The organism is Streptomyces sp. NPDC048484, assembly GCF_040651415.1.
Classification (GTDB): Bacteria; Actinomycetota; Actinomycetes; order Streptomycetales; family Streptomycetaceae; genus Streptomyces.
Map to the genome: position 1 here is coordinate 45,289 of NZ_JBEZJY010000041.1, position 14,640 is coordinate 59,928.

Here is a 14,640-nt window from a genome sequence, read left to right on the forward strand (position 1 = left end):
CATCAGATGCGATGGACGGAGAGTGATGACGGATGGGTGGAAACGGCCTCGTGCCGGGATCCGCTCGGCTGCACCTGGTCGATGGTCTGGCCCTGCTGCGGCCGGACGAGCAGGTCTTCGAGGCGATGGTGAAGGGGTGGCGCAATCAGCAGCTCGCCCGGAATCTCTCGCCGGGATACGCCGGCGTTCAAGAGCGTACGGTCCGGGCCTTCACTCGCCACGCCAATGCGATGCCCTGGCAATGGACGCCGCAGCACGTCGACGAGTGGTCGGCCGACTTGCGGGCTGTGCACGGGTGCGTCCGCTCCACTTTGCGCAACTACCAAGGTTCTGTACGCCAGTTCTGCGACTTCCTGACCAATCCGGCCTACGGCTGGGCCGACGAATGCCTGCGGCACTTCGGTACGCATCCGGTGCAGGTGGTCTACGAGTGGAACGCGGCCGCGCATGCGGACGAGGCCGAGGGCGAGCCGGAACGGCGGGCGTTCACCCGGCCCGAGCTGGAAGCGTTCTTCGACCATGCCGACGAGGAGGTCCTGCGTGTCCGCGGCAAGGGCCGCAAGGGTTGGCTGCCGGCCTTCCGCGACGCTGCCTTGTTCAAGACCACGTACGCCTACGGTCTGCGGCGCAACGAGTCCCGCATGCTCGATCTGACCGACTTCGGCCGCAACCCCGAGGGCCGGGAGTTCGGCGAGTACGGCACCCTGCTCGTCCGCTACGGCAAGGCCAAGAAGGGCTCACCGCCCAAGCGCCGCAGCGTGCTGACCGTCTGGCACTGGACACCCAGCGGTCGAGGAATGGATCAGCGAGCTCCGGCCCGGGATGCGGCACTCGACCGGCCCCGCCGTGTGGCCTTCCGAGCGAGGCCCGCGGGTCGGGCTTCAGCGGCTGGACTCCCGCTTCGCCACCTACCGCGACGCTATCGGCCTGGACCTCGCGCTGGAGTTCCACTCACTGCGCAGGTCCTACATCACCCACCTGATCGAGGACGGCCACGATCCACTGTTCGTCCAGCAGCAGGTTGGCCATGACCATGCTTCCACCACCGCGATCTACACCTGTGTCTCCTCCGATTTCCGCACACGATCCCTGCGCCGTGTCCTGGACGCCACCATCGAGGCCGCCCTGCGGCCGGGAAGGACCTCGTGATGTCACGCCAGATCAGCTACCGGTGGCGCCTGCGTGAACTGATGGCTACCCGCGGCATGTTCACCGTCGGGGAGCTAATGCCGCACCTGACCGAACGCGGCATCACCCTGTCCATCTCGCAGGTCCACCGCCTGGTCTCCGGCACCCCGGAACGGTTGTCGCTACCCGTGCTGGCCACGCTCTGCGACATCCTCGACTGCACCCCGGCCGACCTGATCGCCACCGCAGCCCAGAACCTCCCGGCTCGGCGGACGGTTGGAGAGGACGTTCCGATCGACCTGACCGCTCGCCGGCCCAAGCGTGTCCGCCTGACTACCGAAGGGTGAGCGATGACCCCGGAGGAGTACGAGCGGAACCACATCCGCGATTGCGCACGCTGCGGCCGTCGGGCCGCGAAGTCGGCCCACTGGTCGGACGGTCCGATCTGCCGGACGTGCTACGCACGCGCGATGCGCGTGCGCGGTCACTGCCCTGGCTGCGGAACCGACCGGTTGCTGCCCGGACGGGACACTGACGGCACACCGGTCTGCCGCGACTGCGCGGACATCACCCGCGACTTCTTCTGCGACCGCTGCGGCTTCGAGGGACTTCTGCTTGGCAGACGCCTGTGCGAGCGCTGCACCCTGGCCGACACGCTCACCCGCCTCCTCGACGACGGCACCGGCCGTATTGCCCCTTCACTCCTGCCGCTGGTCACCACCCTGCTGGAGATGGACCGACCCAAGAGCCGACTGATCTGGCTCCGCAATCCGAACATTGTCCGTCTCCTCCTGGGCCTGGCCACCGGTGCCATCCCCCTCACGCACGAAGGACTGCACCAGGAAACGCCCTGGCGAACCGTCGTCCACCTGCGAGACCTGCTGATAGACAGCGGAGTCCTCCCACGCGTCGATCGACAGCTCATGCTCTACCAGCGCTGGCTGACCGAACGACTCATCATCATTGAGGAACCTGAACACCGTCGGCTCCTGCACCACTTCGCCACCTGGCACCAGATGCGACGCCTCCGAGCCAAAGCGGAGAAGAGTCCGCTGGGCCGCTCACAGACCAACCAGGTCAAGCAGGAAATCACTCAGGCCGGCGCTTTCCTCGCCTGGCTCGCCGACCGAAGCGGCACCATCGAGCATTGTCGACAGGCCGACCTGGACGCCTGGCACACAGAGAAGCTGGCTACCCGGCGCCCGGCACAGACATTCCTGCGCTGGTGCATGAGGACCGGCCGAATGCCTCGGCTCACGCTGCCGCCCCAGGTCATCAACCAGGACCAGGCACCGCTGCACCAGCACCGCCGCCTGGTCATGCTCCGGCGGGCTCTCAACGACGACTCCCTGCCCGAGCGGACTCGCGTCGCCGCAGCTCTCGTTCTCCTCTACGCACAATCCGTCACCCGCATCGTCGGCCTCACCCTCGACGACGTCACCGACGACGGGACCACCGTCACCGTCCGCCTCGGAGACCCGCCGTCCCCACTCCCGGAGCCCGTTGCCGACCTGATGCGTTCCTACCTCCGTTCTCACCAGCACCTGACCTGCGCCAGCAGCAGAAGCTCCCGGTGGCTCTTCCCCGGCCGCCAACCAGGGCAACCGATGAACCCTGCCAGCCTGCAAGACCACCTCCGCAAAGGGGGCGTCCCACCGCAGCGCGGAAGGACCTCTGCAATCCGGCACCTCGTCCTCCAGGCCCCGGCACCCGTCATCGCAAAGGCACTCGGCTACCACGACAAGACCGCCACCCGACTGGTCACCGAAGCCGGAGGAACCTGGAGCCGATACGCCCCCGGCGACCACACACGCTGACCGGGGCGACCTGGGTGCTCTGGCCGGCCGACCTCTCGTGGTCGGCGCGGTGTCAGTACCAGGTGGCATGCTCTGGCGCCATGAACAAACAGCAGTTCTGGCAGCTCATCGAGTCAGCCCGCAACCAGACGTCCAACCCGAACGACGGAGAAGCGGTTGCCCGCCGGGCAACCTCACTGCTGTCCACACACCCGGCCGAGGAGATCGTTGCCGCTCAGCAGGTGTTGTGGGACCTGATGGCCGACTCCTACACGAATCCTCTGTGGGCCGCTGCCTACGTGATCAACGGTGGATGCTCTGACGACGGCTTCGACTACTTCCGCGGTTGGTTGATCGCGCAGGGACGCGAGGTCTTCGAGCGCGTAGTCGCTGACCCCGATGCCCTCGCAGAAGTGCCCATCGTGCGAGCTTCAGCGGCCGACGGAATCGATCTCGATTGTGAGGAGACGCTGAGCGTCGTCTGGAACGCACACGTCACGGCGACCGGTAAGCAACTCCCTGACGACGCGTTCACCATCCGATACCCGGAGCTGGACCACGCTTGGGACTTCGACTTCGACGACCAGGGCGAAATGACTCGCCGACTGCCACGTTTGGCAGCTCTCTACCTTGAGTAAGCGGAGCCTCGCGGTCACGAGGCGCGGTCGAACAGCGAAGGCAAGGCTTCCAAAGATCACTGTCTGTCACACCCTCAGGACGAGAACCTGCCTCCGCTGACGAATACGCGACGCATCGACATGCGACTTCACCAGTCCCGAGGCCGGTCACCGTCATGTCAGCGTGGAGGTGGTCGGCGACCGTCGGCCTCCTGTCGGGCTTCCGGGGCCTGGCTTGATCGCGTCGAGGAGGCGGAATATCAACGGTGCCTGCGTGGTTGTCCGCTATCGCCTATCAACAAGATCGATCAACAAGGAGGCCCTATGCCTGCGATCCGTCGTCCCCGTGCGCTGCGTTCCGGCGATCTCGTGGTTGTCACCGCGCCCTCGGGCCAGCTCGAGCCCGGTGAGGAGCCCTTGCTCGCTCGCGGTGTGGCGATATTGGAGCGGATGGGTTTCCGCGTGCGAGTCAGCCCGATGGTCGACCCCGCGCGGAGCCGCTGGTGGGCGGCGGGCGCTCCGGCGGAGCAGGCTGCCGAGCTCAATGCGCTGCTCCGGGATCCGGAGGTACGGGCCGTCGTCGCGCACACCGGCGGCCAGGCGACGATTGGTTATCTCGATCTGATCGATCTGGATGCGGTCCGGGCCGACCCGAAGCCGATCCTCGGCTACAGCGACATCTCGCTGCTGCACATGGCGTTGTACGCCAAGACCGGCCTCGTCGGCTTCCACGCCGACATCGTGACCCACGGTTTCGGCAGCGATTGGTACACGTTGGGCGACGAGGCCCGTCGGTCCGAACTCGTCGACCTCTACGCCCGTGTACTTACCAAGGCCGAGGCGCCTGGCATGCTGCCGGCAAGGGAGACTTGGGAAACCTGGCAGCCGGGCCGCGCGCAGGGACCACTGGTCGGCGGCTTGCTGAACCGCCTGGTCCAGTTGCAGTCGACACCATTCGCACTGGCCGCCGACCGGTTCGACGGCGCCGTCTTGTTCTGGGAAGAGGTACAGCGGCCGGTCACGCGGATCTGGTGCGACCTGCATACCCTGCGGCTGTCCGGTGTGCTGGACCGGATCGCGGGCATGGTGGTCGGCATCCCGAGTGAGGTCACGCCCTACGAGGACGGCGGAGACCAGATCGGTCTGCGTGACGTTGTGCTCGACGTCCTGGGGCAGCGTGACATCCCCGTCCTCGCCCAGGTCGACTTCGGCCACACCTCGCCGAACCTGCCACTGCCCCTCGGCGTCCGCGCAGACGTGGACGCGGACAACCGGACCCTGTCCCTGCTCGAGTCGGCGGTCGCGGAACGCTGAGTGGGGTGGAAGTTCACCACCACCGACCTGGACGATCTGCGGGCCGGACTCGATCAGCACACACTCGCCGACCAGCAGTAACCTCATCGAGACCGGAATCGACTCCTACCGCCTTTTCCAACCCCCGTGCCCAGCGGGCGGCGACGAACCCAGGGTGACCTGCGGTACTCACTGATCACCTCGCCGTGGGCCGATACGCCCTTCACGAACGGAGGGGATTGCTGTTCAGGAACACCCCGGCGGCCGTCCGGCAGGACGGTGCGATGGTCACCGGGCGATCCAGGACCTGATCTCGTCACCGACCTGGCGCACGTCCAGGCCGTCGCGGTTGATTCGGGCCGCGAGAGCGGCAGCCTGCTTGGGCTGCACGTCGACGATGACGCCGCTCACTGTCAGGTAGGACGCCGCGACGACCGCGCCGAACAGTTCATTCGAGTGCGCGAGTCCCGGGCAGCGGATCAGCTGGTGCATGAGCGCGGCCGCCCGGTGGTGCGCCTCGGTGTAGACGGGCGTGTCCATCACCTCGTCAGCGTGCCGGCAGGTCGCGGCCTGGAGTGTGCCGAAATCAGTGACGTCGGGGTCGGAGGGCAGGTGCCGGTGCGCGAGGTCGAGGAGCCACGCACGGTCGATCCGTACGATCACGCGGCGGCCGCCGGCCCGTGGTCGGCGGTCTCCGCGTTTCCGAACTCCTCGGCGAAGGTGTCGGCCCAGGCATCCGCGAAGTGCGCACCCGCGGTGAGAAACCTGTGTCGCAGATCGTTGCCCTCGTCGGCGAGTACCTGCTTGGCATACGACTGCACGGACATGCCTGCCGCCTTGGCCCGTGCCTCGATGCCGGCGTGGGTCTCTGCGTCCACCCGCACATTGATCTGCTTCTGCTCCATGAATACAGCGTAGCGGACCGTACGCTCTGCTACAGCTACTCTTTCTGGCGCGAGCGCTCAGTGACGGAGGTTCGCTTCCGATCGGTGCGCTCCGTGGGCCACCCGTCGCGGTCGGCGTCCCTTTGCCCGGCAGCCGGCAGCGAGCTGGAGAGGGAACTCGCCGCCCGAATCCCGGGAGCCAGACTTCGAACGATTCCCGGAGCCGATCATCTGGTCCCCAAGGACGCACCGGCCGAACTCGCCACTGCTCTGATCACTTTCCTGAACGACCTGCACCAGGTCGTTTCTGATGGCTCTTGGGCGGTGTCGCGGAGCCGGATCACGGTGACGGTGAGAGCGCCGATGAATATGCAGTCGCGTTTGTCGTACCGAGCAGGTGCACCACGAGGCGACCGTGCTCGTCGCAGCCATCAACGAGGGGCTGCGACCAGCACATTGGATGTACGCCCTACGCGGGCAACGCCGTACGGTCGAGGCGCTGCCGCTGGGATTCGGTCAGTTGGAGGTCTGCCGCGGCGAGGTTTTCCTCCAGGTGGGCAAGCGAGCTGGTCCCGGGGATGGGCAGGACGACCGGGGACCGGGCGAGCAGCCAGGCGAGCAGGGCCTGGGGTGCGGTGGCGCCGAGTTCGGTGGCGACGGCGTGTACCGCGGGTGTCGGGCCGGAGGCTGCGGCGGCGACTGGCTGCCAGGGGAGGAAGGCGATGTCCGCGGCCTCGCAGGCATGGAGGACGGGCTCGTGCTCTCGGTCGAGGAGGTTATAGCGATTCTGCACGCTCGCGATCTCAGCGGTCTGCCGGGCCTCGGCGAGCTGCTCGGCAGTGACCTCGGACAGCCCGATGTGTCCGACCTTTCCCTCCTGCTGAAGTTCGCGGAGTGCGCCGATCTGTTCGGCCAGGGGGACCATCGGGTCGATCCGGTGCAGCTGGAGCAGGCCGACGCACTCGGTACGGAGCCGGTACAGGCTCTGCTCGACCTGCGCGCGCAGGCTCTCCGGCCGTGCGTCGTGCGCCCACCCGTCAGGGCCGGACCGGGTGATCCCGGCCTTGGTGGCGATCAGCAGGCCGTCCGGGTACGGGTGCAGGGCCTCGGCAAGGAGTTCCTCATTGGCTCCCCATCCGTACATGTGGGCGGTGTCGATCAGAGTGATGCCCAGCTCGACAGCACGCCGGGCCACCGCGATGGCGGCGTCCCGGTCGGAGCCGGGCCCGGTCGGCAAGCGCATGGCGCCGAAACCGAGCCGGGATACCCGGTAGTCACCCCCGATAGAGAACGTACTCGGCGTGCCGGACAGGTTCGATGTGCCTGACGTCATCAATTTCCCCCTCGGCGGCCGACCATACCCCGCCGCTCACTGGCCGGTTGAAGCGTTCAGGCACTTCGCGCCCAAGATCCACTTTCGACCCCTGCCCAGATCGAGTACCTCGTCGACCAGCTCGTCGATGAACCGTGCCAGATGGTCCGCCAGATGGTCCTGGGGCAGCCAGTCGTCCAGCGACGGGGGCAGCAGCAGGACCTGGTGCGGGTCGAACGCCCGAACCGTCTTGTCCAGGTTGCCGGTTGGCGAGACCGTCCACGCGTCAGGCCTCCCAATGCGGCCCGACGCGCTGCGGCCCGACACCCAGAAGACCACCGCCGCACGGAGCACCGGCCGATACCGCACCCCCTGCCGATATGGCCCACCTCTCTTACCGGTGGAGGCTCCGGGTGCCGTCCGCCCGAGCCGCCCGGACTTTCCCAAAGCCCCCGTAGCGTCTGCGGATCGCCTCCCGCAGGTGCGCACACATGTGCTCGGTACGGGATCGGTGTGAAGCCGTAGAACACAATTCCCGTTTGCCGAACGCGGAGGCGGATACCCGGGTTTCATGGCTGGAGCGAACAGTAAAACGACGAACGGACAGTCGCCCACCGCGAACGCGCGAGCGGCGAAGAACACCGTGACCGAAGGTGCCACAGCGCCGGCTAAGGAGTCACAGAAGGCTGCCACCGAGGCGGTGAAGAGTGCCGGGGACGCTGCCGGGGCTGTCGGCCGTGGCAGCAGGGAAGCCCTGGTGAACCTCGGCGGAGCCGCGTCGCAGAAGGCCAAGGAAACGGCCAGGACAGTGCAGGGCACCGTCTCCACCGCTGCCCAGCAGACGGTCGGGAAGGCCGGCTTGGCCTGGACTCTCCTGAAAGCCAGGAAGGTCGTGGCGGTCGCCGCAGGCGCGGGAACCGCAACGGTGGTCCTCGGCTCCTACGCCGTGGGCCGCCGCGCCGGTCTGCGGCAGCGCGGCCCGCTTTCCCGTCTCAGCGGCGGCCGTCTCTGAACGACAGGACGCCGCCAAGGTACCTGCTCGCAGGCCCGTCGGAGTTCTCCGCTCCGGCGGGCCTGTCGGCGTGCGCCAGTCGGGCCGGTATCTCGGACACGAGCTCTCAGCGTGTCGCGCGGTGGGGAACCTGATCACCGTGCCGTGCGTCGTTACGGGCACGTCCCGCTCATGACGTGGGGCGAGGGCGATTCCGGGCAGACGGGTGGGACTTGGTGGAGCGGGCGGCGAACGGCAGCGCGGCGACGGCGTCGAGAGCTGAGGCGCTCCCACGGTGGCGTCGGCGCATCAATCGGCGCCGTCGGGGCCCGGACGCGGAAAGCCGGTCGCCCTGGGCGCGTGGGCGTGTGCTCGCGTCGCTCGCCGTACTGACCGCCGCCCTGCTGGCTTTCCACTCCGCGGTGCCCAATACGGTGGGCCGCTTCGGCAGTCTGCTGGAGACGTTCCTGCCCTGGCTCGGCCTGGCTGTTCCGTTGTTGCTGGTTCTGGCCGTACTGCGCCGCTCGGCCACCGCGTCGGTGGTCGTGCTGCTCCCTGCGGCCGTGTGGGGGCATCTGTTCGGCGGGCGGCTCTTCGCCGAGGACGGCGGCGAGCACCAGCTCACAGCGGTCCAGCACAACGTCAGTGACGTGAACTCCGACCCTGCGGGCACCGCACGCGCCCTGATGGAAGCCGCTCCGGAGTTCGTCGCGCTGGAAGAGCTGACGGCCACCGCGCTGCCTGCCTACGAGAAAGCCCTGGCACCGGACTACCCGTACCACGCGGTCGAGGGGACGGTCGGGCTGTGGTCGAGGTACCCCCTGTCGGCCGTCCGGCTTGTGGACATCAGGCCGGAGGGGATCGAGGAGGGCTGGAGCCGCGGGGTGCGAGCCACGGCACGTACCTCGTGGGGCGATGTCGCGGTGTACGTCGCCCACCTGCCCTCGGTCCGCCTCGGATGGAACGGTCTCAGCTCGGGCCGGCGGGACGAGAGTGCCGGGTTGCTGGGTGCGGCCATCGCCGCTGAGAAACTGGACAGGGTGATCCTGCTCGGTGACCTCAACAGCACGGTGGACGACCGGGGCCTGGACCCGGTCACCTCGCGGATGGACTCGGCAGGGCAGGCCTTCGCCTTCAGCTGGCCCGCCTCGTTCCCCCTGTCCCGGATCGACCACGTCATGGCCCGCTCGGCGACCGTGACGAACGTCCGGACTCTGCCCGCCACCGGCAGCGACCACCTGCCCGTCGCCGTCGACATCGGCCTCGATCGCGACTCCTGGTGACTCACCTCCGGCTCCCTGTGAGGGAACAGGGCGGCAGTAGAGGCAGCCACATTTAGTTTCAAATGAGACCGTATCGAACGAATAGATGGCGGTAATGTGGCCTCATGACCGCCGACGTTCCTCGCAGAACCACCACCTCGCGTGTGACCGACCGCCCCGGGGATGCCTCGCCCTTCGCTCTCGGCCTGCTGCTGCGCCGGGCGCACTGGCGCGCGGCCGCGGTGATGGAGGAGGCGCTGCGGCCGCTCGGCATCGAGTTGCGGCATTTTGCCGTGCTGATCGTGCTGGTCGACCGCGGGCCCACAGTGCAGCGGGACTTGGCGGCGGCGACGGGGTCGGACAAGGCGGGAATCATGCGGGTCGTCGACGACCTGGAGCGTAAGGGGCTGGCCGTACGCAAGACCGTTCCGGGGGACCGGCGGGTGCGGGCGGTGGAGATCACGCCTCAGGGCGTCGAACTTTTCGATGCAGCTCATGTGTCGGCGGAGCCGCTGGCTGAGCGTCTGGTCACCGAGCTCGGGCCCGGCGAGCCCGAGCAGCTGACGGAACTGCTGACCCGGTTCGCCCATCCCGCAGGCGGCGGGGCGTAGGCGCGCCCGCGTACCGGTTGCCTGCCGCGTGGCCACACTTCGCGTCATGCGGCCTTCGCGGCGAACCCGGCCTTGAGAGCTGCGGTCACCGTCGCGCCCCCTGACCGCGGGCGGCGGTCAGGGTTTCGTCGCCGACGGAGACCGAGCTCCACCGTCACCCTCCGAGAGGGCGCAGGCGACCAGGACACCGTGTGAGGTCCCGGGGCGAGGCGTCACACGGCGTCCAGGGCGCGGAGGTTGCGCGGCACCCAGAGCCCGAGGGTTACGCGGCGAAGCGCTCCGCGAGTTCCTTCGCCTTGGTGGTCGCGTCCTCGAAGGCGCGCTTGCGGGAGGCCTCGTAGAGGGGGATCAGTTCAGACATGGCCGGGTTGCGGGGGGCCAGGGTGAGTTCCGGGACGATGAAGTCGAGGTCCAGGCCGAGGGTGCCCTTGAGGACGGCCTCCAGGTAGTTCTGTACGAACTCGTAGCCCTCGCGCGGGGTGCCCTGCGCGTAGGAGCCGCCGCGGCTGGCGACGACCATGACCGGGGTGCCCTGGGCCGAGGGGGTCTCGCCCGCGGTGCGGCCGAGCAGGAGCACATTGTCCAGCCACGCCTTGAGGGTCGACGGGATCGAGAAGTTGTACATGGGTGCCCCGATCAGGACGGCGTCCGCCTGCTCCAGTTCCTCGATGAGCTTCTCACGCACGGCGAACGCGGCGGACTGCTCCGGCGTGCGCTCGGACGGGGCGGCGTAACCGGCGGACCAGGCGTCGGCGGTGATGTGCGGGACAGGGTCTGCGGCGAGGTCGCGGTAGACGACTATGCCCTCCGGGTGCTGCTCCTCCCATGCGTTGCGGAAGGCGGCCGCGACCGAACGGGACGAGGACGCCTCGCCGGGGAGCACGGACGAGTCGATGTGCAGCAGCGTGGCCATGGGCTTTCTCCAAGGTGCGGTGCCCGAGGCGGGGAGCCGGGGGCAGAGAATTCGTACTCGGCGATAGTTAAACACGAGATGGTATTGAGTGATACTATCTCGATCGTAACCGAAGCTGATGCGGCGAGCAGATTGGAGACGCAGGCGATCATGGACGTCTACGAGGCGGTCACGAGCCGACGAGCGGTGCGCGGGTTCACCGACCGGGAGGTCCCGAGGGAGACTCTGGAGCGCGTCCTGTCCGCCGCAGCCCGGTCGCCGTCCGGATCGAACATCCAGCCGTGGCACGCCTACGTGCTGACCGGCGCGCCGCTGGCCGAGGTCAAGAAGCGCGCCGGCGAGCGCCTGGCCGCAGGTGACCCCTGGGACGAGCCGGAGTACGAGCAGTACCCGCCCGCGCTGGAGTCCCCGTACCGGGAACGCCGATCCGCCTTCGGCGAGCAGCGCTACGGCGCACTCGGCATTGCGCGCGAGGACCTGGAGGCGCGCCAGAGGGCCGCTTCCGCGAACTGGGACTGCTTCGGTGCGCCCGCCGCCCTGTTCTGCTACATCGACCGCGGCATGGGCTCGCCCCAATGGGCCGATGTCGGCATGTGGCTGCAGACCGTCATGCTGCTGCTGCGCGCCGAAGGGCTGCACAGCTGCCCGCAGATGGCATGGGCGAAGTTCCACAGGAGCGTCGCGGAGGTCGTGTCACCCGCGGCCGAACTCATGCTCTTCTGCGGCATGTCGATCGGATTCGAGGACGGCGCGGTCGATCACGCCGGTACTGGCCGGGCGCCGCTCGACGAGACGGTCACGTTCGTCGACGGCTGCTGACGCCGCCCGTCTTCGGCCGATGTGGGCACTGTTCCTTGCCGCGCCCAATAAGTGTTCTTGTGCCATATTGCGCACACACCCCGACGAAAGGCATGTCATGAAGTTCGCAGTAATCGGCGGTACCGGACTGATCGGGTCGCAGGTCGTCAAGAACCTGAACGCCGCGGGGCACGTGGCGGTACCGCACTCGCAGTCCACCGGAGTCGACGTCATCACCGGCAAGGGACTGGAGGAGGCGGTGAAGGGAGTCGACGTCGTCGTCAACCTGACGAACTCCCCGACCTTCGACGAAGCCTCCCCGGCCTTCTTCCAGACCTCGATGGACAACCTTCTGGCCGCGGCCCAGAAGGGCGGCGTCGGCCACTTCGTCATCCTCTCGATCGTCGGCACGGACCAGGTGCCGGAGCTGGACTACTACCGGGCCAAGGCGCTCCAGGAAAAGATCCTCGCGGCCGGGCCGATCCCCTACTCGATCGTCCGGGCGACGCAGTTCATGGAGTTCATGGACGCCGTCCTGTCCTGGACCGCCGACGGCGACACCGTCCGGTTGCCCGCCACGCCGATCCAGCCGATGGCCTCCAAGGACGTGGCCAGCGCGGTGACGGAGGTCGCCGCGGGCGCCCCGCTGCACGGCATCCGCAACATCGCCGGCCCCGAGATCTTCTCCCTGGACGAGCTGGGCCGGATCACCCTGTCCCACAAGGGCGACAGCCGTACCGTCGTCACCGACCCCACCGCCGGCATGTTCGCCGTCGTCAAGGGTGACGTCCTCACCGACAAGGACGCTCACCTTGCCCCCACCCGCTACGCCGACTGGCTCTCCTGACTCGCTCGCGCCCTCTCAGGCGCGCAGACCTCAGAGAGCCAGACCCTGGCCGTCGTGGGTGATCGCAAGGGCTCCGTTACGGCGGCCAGGGCTGGTCCATGCCGCTTACTGCAGCCGCCGCATCTACCGTGTCGGGTGCCGGATGCGCTCGGTGTTGTGTCTGTGCGATGAATCGTTGAGGTTGGGCAGGTCAAGTCGTGGGCCGGGTGGACAGCGGGGTTCCATGCCCGGTTCGACCACCGTGCCGAGCTGTGCCTGAAAGGCCGCGTCTACTTTCGCACCCGGAAGCGGAGCATCGTGACGGCGCCCGACTGGATGTTGCTGAAAGGTTCCAGGTCGATCTTGTCGAGGCTTGGGGGCGAGAAGCGGACACCGTCGCCGAGCAGCACCGGCAGGACATACACCAGGATCTCGTCGACGAGCCCGCGCTGCAGACACTGGGCGGCCACGTCAGCACCGAGGATCTCCAGGTTCTTGCCGCCCGCGGCGCTGCGTGCGGTGGCAACGGCCTCCTCAAGATCACAGGTGAGGAACGTGACGGTAGGGTCCGGCTCGTCGGGAGGCTCGTGGGTGAGGACGAACTGCTCGCCCCCGTCGTAGGCGGTGTCCTGGTCGGCCATACGCTTGGCGACCTCGTACGTGCCCCGGCCGACGAGCATGGCGCCCGTGGCCGCCATGACCTCCGGGAACACGTCCGCAGTCAGGTACTCGGCGATCCAGTCCATGGCGTGGCCGGGACCGGCGATGAAGCCGTCCAGCGACATCGCCCTGTTCACGACCACTTTGCCGGTGCCGATGCTCACATCACTCATGCGTTTTCTCCAAAGATTCTTGAGGCCCGAAGCGGAGTCGTAGTTCGGGTCCCGGGCCGCGTGACCAGAACGAGCACCATCCGACCTGGTCACGTTGCCGGCGACGCGGCCAGGCCCGGACCCGCCGATCCCCCTACGAACGCCGAGTCCGCGACCACCGGATGCGGTTGCAGTACTCAGGTCTGCCGCAATGGCTCGTACGCCTCCTCACCGAGGCCGAACGTCCAGGCCACGCCCTCGCGGGCCGTGCGGGTCGAGGGCGGCACCCTCAGCCAGTAGGTTCGGCTCGTACCATCCGGTTCCGGCGTGGAGTTGACGACCTCGACCATCACCACGTCCTCGTCGCCGACGAGTTGGACCCGCCACAGCACCCCCGTCTCGTCGCGGTGGACGGGGATCGCCCCGGACTCGTCCAGGTACCGGTCGTAGCCGTAGTACTCCAGCATCACCCGGCGCAGTTCGGCGTTCTCCTCGCCGCGAATCCGCTCGGGAGTCAGCCTGGTCAGTTCGTCGAGGAAGTCGCGTGGAACCGGCATGCCTCGCCAGGCGTACAGCTCGAACCCGTCCGCGTAGCCGAGCGCCGGGCCGTCGCCGCGGTCCAGGCGTCCGGCTTCGTCGCGGTGCAGGGTCAGGGGGCGCTCACTGACGATCGCCACCTTCTCGTAGGGCCACCACCAGCCCGCGTTGCGCGCCACCGCGGCCAGGCCGGCCAAGGGGCCCTCGTCATCGGAGTCGAACGCGCACAGCCAGGCCGCGTCGTGTTGCCCCAGTGCCGCGTCCAGAAGGAGGAGGCGGACCTGTGTCTCCTCCTGCCGGTCGGTGGCGAGTTCGTCGACGATTCCCGCCCGCACCCGGTCGACCAGAGTGCGGGTCGACTCCCACAGGCCCGCTCCCGTGGCACGCCAGTGGCCGCTCCACCCCTCCGGGCCCAGTCGCGCGTGCAGCCGTGACCGCTCGGCGGCCCAGGGCGTGCTCAGCACGGCGTCGCGGACACTCGCGCCGAAGGTGTCCGGCTCCGCGCCGTCCGCACGCGCCGCCGCCGCCGCCAAGAGGGTGCGTACCGCCTCACGAGGTGAGTGCGTCCACACGATGCGGTCCGGTTCGGCCAGGCCGACTCCCCGGTAGGCGAGTCGTACGCCCTCCTCGGCCGCTGCCCGGTCCCCCGGCCCTGTCGCCGCTGCCGTCGCCCGCCAACTGCCCTGGTCCATCAACGTCGTCCTCTCCCCGGTTCTCCTGTTGCTGTGCCGGGCCGCCCCCTCTGTGCTGCCCGGTACCGCGCTTCCGCTGTCCGCCCCGATGCGGTGTGCCCCGGTGCCGTGTCCGCGTCGGCCCGCTCCTCCGGGCCCTGTTCGTCGCATTCCCGCCTGCAGGGCGGC

The 14,640-nt window shown here is 68.4% G+C and carries 18 protein-coding genes and 1 pseudogene; 11 read left to right on the forward strand and 8 right to left on the reverse strand.

All coding sequences use genetic code 11. From position 1 onward, the window contains the following. Positions 1–2: 2 nt before the first annotated feature. Complete coding sequence (locus AB0D14_RS33535; protein ID WP_362786631.1) at positions 3–521, reverse strand: hypothetical protein; 519 nt, start codon at positions 519–521, stop codon at positions 3–5. A gap of 301 nt (positions 522–822) precedes the next feature. Here AB0D14_RS33535 and AB0D14_RS33540 point away from each other — a divergent pair, with 301 nt between their 5' ends. The 5 genes from AB0D14_RS33540 to AB0D14_RS33560 all read left to right on the forward strand — a co-directional run bounded on the left by AB0D14_RS33540 (position 823) and on the right by AB0D14_RS33560 (position 4,855). Continuing rightward, the gene (locus tag AB0D14_RS33540; protein ID WP_362786633.1) at positions 823–1,149 is read left to right on the forward strand and encodes a tyrosine-type recombinase/integrase; all 327 of its coding nucleotides are present in this window, start codon (positions 823–825) and stop codon (positions 1,147–1,149) included. Then, positions 1,149–1,475, forward strand: a complete 327-nt coding sequence (locus AB0D14_RS33545; RefSeq protein WP_362786635.1) for a helix-turn-helix transcriptional regulator — start codon at positions 1,149–1,151, stop codon at positions 1,473–1,475. Before AB0D14_RS33540 ends, AB0D14_RS33545 begins: the two co-directional genes overlap by 1 nt. 123 nt (positions 1,476–1,598) lie before the next feature. After that, complete coding sequence (locus tag AB0D14_RS33550) at positions 1,599–2,945, forward strand: hypothetical protein (protein WP_362786637.1); 1,347 nt, start codon at positions 1,599–1,601, stop codon at positions 2,943–2,945. Positions 2,946–3,025: 80 nt separating this feature from the next. Continuing rightward, a complete protein-coding gene (locus tag AB0D14_RS33555) occupies positions 3,026–3,562 on the forward strand; it encodes a DUF4240 domain-containing protein (RefSeq protein WP_362786639.1) in 537 nt (178 codons plus the stop codon). Positions 3,563–3,865: 303 nt separating this feature from the next. Beyond that, positions 3,866–4,855, forward strand: a complete 990-nt coding sequence (locus tag AB0D14_RS33560) for a S66 peptidase family protein (RefSeq protein WP_362786640.1) — start codon at positions 3,866–3,868, stop codon at positions 4,853–4,855. Between the two features lie 267 nt (positions 4,856–5,122). Here AB0D14_RS33560 and AB0D14_RS33565 read toward each other — a convergent pair whose 3' ends face one another. After that, positions 5,123–5,497, reverse strand: a complete 375-nt coding sequence (locus AB0D14_RS33565; RefSeq protein WP_362786642.1) for a fic family toxin-antitoxin system, toxin component — start codon at positions 5,495–5,497, stop codon at positions 5,123–5,125. Continuing rightward, complete coding sequence (locus AB0D14_RS33570) at positions 5,494–5,739, reverse strand: hypothetical protein (RefSeq protein WP_362786643.1); 246 nt, start codon at positions 5,737–5,739, stop codon at positions 5,494–5,496. The genes AB0D14_RS33565 and AB0D14_RS33570 overlap by 4 nt, the downstream gene beginning before the upstream one ends. A gap of 150 nt (positions 5,740–5,889) precedes the next feature. Between AB0D14_RS33570 and AB0D14_RS33575 the strand changes: the two are divergent. Continuing rightward, positions 5,890–6,003 (forward strand): annotated as a pseudogene (locus AB0D14_RS33575) (alpha/beta hydrolase); the annotation flags it as partial. A 184-nt stretch (positions 6,004–6,187) separates the two neighbouring features. Here the strand turns inward: AB0D14_RS33575 and AB0D14_RS33580 are convergent. Next, positions 6,188–7,051, reverse strand: a complete 864-nt coding sequence (locus AB0D14_RS33580) for an aldo/keto reductase (RefSeq protein ID WP_362786645.1) — start codon at positions 7,049–7,051, stop codon at positions 6,188–6,190. Positions 7,052–7,087: 36 nt separating this feature from the next. After that, complete coding sequence (locus AB0D14_RS33585) at positions 7,088–7,399, reverse strand: hypothetical protein (protein ID WP_362786709.1); 312 nt, start codon at positions 7,397–7,399, stop codon at positions 7,088–7,090. A 202-nt stretch (positions 7,400–7,601) separates the two neighbouring features. On the opposite strand from AB0D14_RS33585, the gene AB0D14_RS33590 reads away from it, so the two are divergent. The 3 genes from AB0D14_RS33590 to AB0D14_RS33600 all read left to right on the forward strand — a co-directional run bounded on the left by AB0D14_RS33590 (position 7,602) and on the right by AB0D14_RS33600 (position 9,894). Then, complete coding sequence (locus tag AB0D14_RS33590) at positions 7,602–8,042, forward strand: hypothetical protein (protein ID WP_362786647.1); 441 nt, start codon at positions 7,602–7,604, stop codon at positions 8,040–8,042. A 347-nt stretch (positions 8,043–8,389) separates the two neighbouring features. Then, positions 8,390–9,304: an endonuclease/exonuclease/phosphatase family protein gene (locus AB0D14_RS33595; protein ID WP_362786649.1), complete on the forward strand. Its 915-nt coding sequence runs from the start codon at positions 8,390–8,392 to the stop codon at positions 9,302–9,304. A 104-nt stretch (positions 9,305–9,408) separates the two neighbouring features. Continuing rightward, positions 9,409–9,894, forward strand: a complete 486-nt coding sequence (locus tag AB0D14_RS33600; protein ID WP_362786651.1) for a MarR family winged helix-turn-helix transcriptional regulator — start codon at positions 9,409–9,411, stop codon at positions 9,892–9,894. 262 nt (positions 9,895–10,156) lie between these two features. Here the strand turns inward: AB0D14_RS33600 and AB0D14_RS33605 are convergent, their stop codons facing one another. Continuing rightward, positions 10,157–10,807 carry an NAD(P)H-dependent oxidoreductase gene (locus AB0D14_RS33605; protein ID WP_362786653.1) on the reverse strand — a complete coding sequence of 217 codons (651 nt, stop codon included), beginning with the start codon at positions 10,805–10,807 and terminating at the stop codon, positions 10,157–10,159. Between the two features lie 150 nt (positions 10,808–10,957). Between AB0D14_RS33605 and AB0D14_RS33610 the strand changes: the two genes are divergently transcribed. After that, a complete protein-coding gene (locus tag AB0D14_RS33610; RefSeq protein WP_362786655.1) occupies positions 10,958–11,626 on the forward strand; it encodes a nitroreductase in 669 nt (222 codons plus the stop codon). Between the two features lie 97 nt (positions 11,627–11,723). Next, positions 11,724–12,452, forward strand: coding sequence for an NAD(P)H-binding protein (locus tag AB0D14_RS33615; RefSeq protein WP_362786656.1), 729 nt, complete (start codon positions 11,724–11,726; stop codon positions 12,450–12,452). A 269-nt stretch (positions 12,453–12,721) separates the two neighbouring features. Here AB0D14_RS33615 and AB0D14_RS33620 read toward each other — a convergent pair whose 3' ends face one another. Both AB0D14_RS33620 and AB0D14_RS33625 read right to left on the reverse strand, forming a co-directional pair. Further along, entirely contained in the window at positions 12,722–13,264 is a 543-nt protein-coding gene (locus AB0D14_RS33620) for a dihydrofolate reductase family protein (RefSeq protein ID WP_362786657.1), read from the reverse strand. A 176-nt stretch (positions 13,265–13,440) separates the two neighbouring features. Next, positions 13,441–14,475: a DUF6745 domain-containing protein gene (locus tag AB0D14_RS33625; protein ID WP_362786659.1), complete on the reverse strand. Its 1,035-nt coding sequence runs from the start codon at positions 14,473–14,475 to the stop codon at positions 13,441–13,443. Positions 14,476–14,640: the final 165 nt, after the last annotated feature.

Excerpts from the sequence above, each read along its gene's own strand:
- AB0D14_RS33550 (WP_362786637.1), top strand. The coding sequence starts at position 1,599 with ATGCGCGTGCGCGGTCACTGCCCTGGCTGCGGAACCGACCGGTTGCTG.
- AB0D14_RS33580 (WP_362786645.1), bottom strand. The coding sequence starts at position 7,051 with ATGACGTCAGGCACATCGAACCTGTCCGGCACGCCGAGTACGTTCTCT.
- AB0D14_RS33545 (WP_362786635.1), top strand. The coding sequence starts at position 1,149 with ATGTCACGCCAGATCAGCTACCGGTGGCGCCTGCGTGAACTGATGGCT.
- AB0D14_RS33535 (WP_362786631.1), bottom strand. The coding sequence starts at position 521 with ATGGTCGAAGAACGCTTCCAGCTCGGGCCGGGTGAACGCCCGCCGTTC.
- AB0D14_RS33610 (WP_362786655.1), top strand. The coding sequence starts at position 10,958 with ATGGACGTCTACGAGGCGGTCACGAGCCGACGAGCGGTGCGCGGGTTC.
- AB0D14_RS33620 (WP_362786657.1), bottom strand. The coding sequence starts at position 13,264 with ATGAGTGATGTGAGCATCGGCACCGGCAAAGTGGTCGTGAACAGGGCG.
- AB0D14_RS33540 (WP_362786633.1), top strand. The coding sequence starts at position 823 with ATGCGGCACTCGACCGGCCCCGCCGTGTGGCCTTCCGAGCGAGGCCCG.
- AB0D14_RS33590 (WP_362786647.1), top strand. The coding sequence starts at position 7,602 with ATGGCTGGAGCGAACAGTAAAACGACGAACGGACAGTCGCCCACCGCG.
- AB0D14_RS33605 (WP_362786653.1), bottom strand. The coding sequence starts at position 10,807 with ATGGCCACGCTGCTGCACATCGACTCGTCCGTGCTCCCCGGCGAGGCG.
- AB0D14_RS33600 (WP_362786651.1), top strand. The coding sequence starts at position 9,409 with ATGACCGCCGACGTTCCTCGCAGAACCACCACCTCGCGTGTGACCGAC.
- AB0D14_RS33555 (WP_362786639.1), top strand. The coding sequence starts at position 3,026 with ATGAACAAACAGCAGTTCTGGCAGCTCATCGAGTCAGCCCGCAACCAG.
- AB0D14_RS33560 (WP_362786640.1), top strand. The coding sequence starts at position 3,866 with ATGCCTGCGATCCGTCGTCCCCGTGCGCTGCGTTCCGGCGATCTCGTG.
- AB0D14_RS33615 (WP_362786656.1), top strand. The coding sequence starts at position 11,724 with ATGAAGTTCGCAGTAATCGGCGGTACCGGACTGATCGGGTCGCAGGTC.
- AB0D14_RS33570 (WP_362786643.1), bottom strand. The coding sequence starts at position 5,739 with ATGGAGCAGAAGCAGATCAATGTGCGGGTGGACGCAGAGACCCACGCC.